This window comes from Arthrobacter sp. TB 26 (assembly GCF_000427315.1).
Lineage (GTDB): Bacteria > Actinomycetota > Actinomycetes > Actinomycetales > Micrococcaceae > Arthrobacter.
Window position 1 is genome coordinate 1 of sequence record NZ_AUPJ01000163.1, and the last position, 3,092, is coordinate 3,092.

General features: G+C 69.7%; 2 protein-coding genes. Both read left to right on the forward strand.

Going from position 1 to position 3,092, the window contains the following annotated elements:
• On the forward strand, nt 1-777 hold a 777-nt coding region (locus K789_RS0105560), incomplete at its 5' end, for an alpha/beta hydrolase (protein ID WP_024365898.1).
• Nucleotides 774-3,092 (forward strand): rhomboid family intramembrane serine protease (locus K789_RS0105565; RefSeq protein WP_024365899.1); only part of this gene is annotated, 2,319 nt, incomplete at its 3' end. The genes K789_RS0105560 and K789_RS0105565, both read left to right, overlap by 4 nt.

Sequence of the window (3,092 nt, forward strand, 5' to 3'; positions counted from 1 at the left end):
CGGGCCGGAATCCCCGGCACCAGCTCGGGCTTCCAAAGCCGCGAGGCCTACATTTATCTGCCGCCGGCATACCGCATCACGCCCCGGCCTGCCCTGCCCGTCCTGGTCCTCTTCGCCGGCCAGCCCGGCGCCCCCGCAGACTGGCTCACGGGAGGGGCACTGCGCAGCCGCATGGACCGGTACGCGGCAGCGCACCACGGTGTGGCCCCCGTGGTGGTCGTTGTGGACCCGAACGGTTCCGCCTCGGGCAACACCCTCTGCATGGACAGCAGGATCGCCCGGGCCGACACGTTCCTGGCCGTGGACGTGCCGGCCTGGATCAACCAGACACTGGACGTCGATCCGGACCCCAAGCAGTGGGCAGCCGGGGGATTCTCCTTCGGTGCTACCTGCGCGATGCAGATGGTGACCCGTCATCCGGACATCTACAGCTCTGCCCTGGCCTTCTCGAGCGAGAAGGAACCCGCCCTCGCCAAGGAACGGGACAAGACCATTGCCGCCTCCTTCGGCGGCGACACCGAAGCCTTTGACCGCCAGACTCCGCTGCGGCTCATGCGGGAACGCCGCTTTGACGGGCACGCCATCTACTTTGGTGCCGGCGAACGGGACCCCGAATTCATCGGCTACATGGACCTCCTGTCCGAAGCCGCGCGCGCCGCCGGGTTCACCGTGGAGACCCGCCGGATCCCGGGCGCCGGGCACTCCTGGGAGACCGGGTCCAAGGGGCTTCCCTCCGGGCTCGACTTCCTGGCGTCCCGCTGGGGGATCACCCAGTGAGCCAGGCGGAAACGGTACAGCGACGGGGGTCCGGCGTCGCATCCCTCCTGGGGCTCGGACGCGAGGGCCTGCGGCAGTCGGTGGGCCACCTGCGCGCCATACCCTTCACCCTCGCCGTCCTCGCGGCCTTCCTCATCACCGGCGCGGCCACCGGAAGCTTCCTCGCCGGCCCACCGGAAGCGCTGCTGGATGTGGCCTCCGTCAGTGCCCCGGGGCTGAGGGCCGGCCGCTGGTGGTCGCTGTTCACGTCGATGTTCTTTGCCACCAACCTGCCGGCATACGCCGCGGCCGCAGTGATGATCCTCTTCCTGCTGGGCCTCGCCGAGCGGCAGCTGGGTACCCGACGCGCGGCGGTGTTCTATTTCGCCGCCCAGTTCGCCGCGGTGACGCTGTTCCTGCTGCTGACGCAACTCGCCCGCTATGCCGACGACGGATGGCTCGGCCGGATGGTGAATGCCCGGCTCATGGGCCCGTACGCGGCCGTCCTGGCCGTCTCGCTGGCATCCAGCGGGCTGCTGCCCACGCTGTGGCAACGGCGGTTGCGGACCGCCGTGGTGTCCATTTCCCTCATGCTGGTGCTGTATGTGGGGCATGCGGAGACCGTCGTCGGGTTCTCCGGCGCACTGGCGGGGTTGGCGGCGGGTTGGTGGATCCAGGGCGACAAGGGAACCCTGCACCGCCACCGCTCCACCGGACGCGAAACCCGGAACCTGCTCGCCCTCACCGTGGCGATCTTCGCTGTCGGACCCATCCTGACTGCCACCGTCCGGACCCCCACCGGGCCGCTGGCGCTGCTGCGCGACGTCGTCCTGAATCCTTTACCCACGCTGAACCAGCTGGAACAGTACTGCGGCGGCACCATCGACGTCACCTGCCTTGAGGCCGGCCGGGCCGGTTTTGCGGGGCCGCTGGGCCTCGCGCTGGCGGTGGTACCCGTAGTTTTGCTGCTCATCTGCGCCGACGGCATGCGCCACGGCCGCCGGCTGGCCCTGCGGATCGCGATCACGCTCCAGCTCGCCGTGACGGCCATGGCGGCCGTCTACCTGTCCCTGTTCGCCAGGATTCCGCAGTACGGGGGCCAGCCGCGCACCGGTGTGATGGGGTCGGGATTTGTCCACGTGCTGCCCCTCGTGGTTGTTCCGCTCGTGCTCGTCGTCCTGCTTGCGGCCAACCGCCGCCAGTTCCGCGTCGAAACGAGTCCCCGGGCACGCGGGGCCCTTGCGGCGGTTGTCGGCGGCACCTGGCTCGTGCTGGCTTCCTGCTACACCGGAGTCTGGCTGGCCGCGGGCGGCATGGACCGCGACGGCGGCCTGCTGGGCCTGGCCGCCGAACTCTCCCGCCAGTACCTGCCGCTTCCTATCCCCGGAATCTACAGCCGCATCTTCCAGGGCCGCGACCCCGTGGAGGCCTTCCTCTTCGCCACCTCCGGGATGATCTTCTGGGCGGTCGCGCTGGCCGCCGTCTGGCTCGTCCTGCAGCGCCGGCTGCACCGCACCGACGCCGGAGCGGAGGACCGCGACGTGGCCCGCAGCCTGATCCGCCAGGGCGGCGACTCCCTGTCCTGGATGTCGCTGTGGGAGCCCAACAGGTACTGGTTCGCGCCGGACGGCCGAGGGGGAGTGGCCTACCAGCAGCACGGCAATGTCGCGCTGACGATGGCCGGCCCCTTCGGCCCCGCGGCTTTCCATGAGGAGACCGCAGCGGGCTTCATCCGGTACTGCGCTGAGCATGCCCTCATTCCCTGCTTCTACTCCTGCACCGATGAGCTGTGGCCGCTGCTGAAGGACCGCGGTTTCCGGCGGGTGGCGGTGGCACAGGAAACCCGGCTGGCCGTGCGCACACTCGAGTTCAAGGGCAAGGACTGGCAAAACGTCCGAACCGCCCTGAACCGGGCCGCGAAATCAGGGGTGCACGCGGTGTGGGGCCGCTACGGCGACTTTTCGCCGGCCGTGCGGGCCCAGCTGAGCGAGGTCTCCGAGGAGTGGGCTGCCCAGAAGTCGGTCCCGGAGATGGGCTTCACCCTCGGTGGCATCGATGAGCTTGCGGACGAGGAAGTGCTTTGTTGCCTCGCCGTCGACGCCGAGGGACAGGTCCAGGGCGTCACCAGCTGGCTGCCGGTCTTCACGGACGGGCGCCTGGTGAGCTGGACGCTGGACTTCATGCGCAGGCGCGGGGATGCCTTCCCCGGCGTTATGGAATTCCTGATCGCTTCCGCGGTGCAGGAGCTCCGCAGCTCGGTGGAGGTCATCTCCCTCTCCGGATCGCCGCTGGCGAAGGACACGGCGAGGGTGGCGGACGTGGCCGGCGACGAGGCC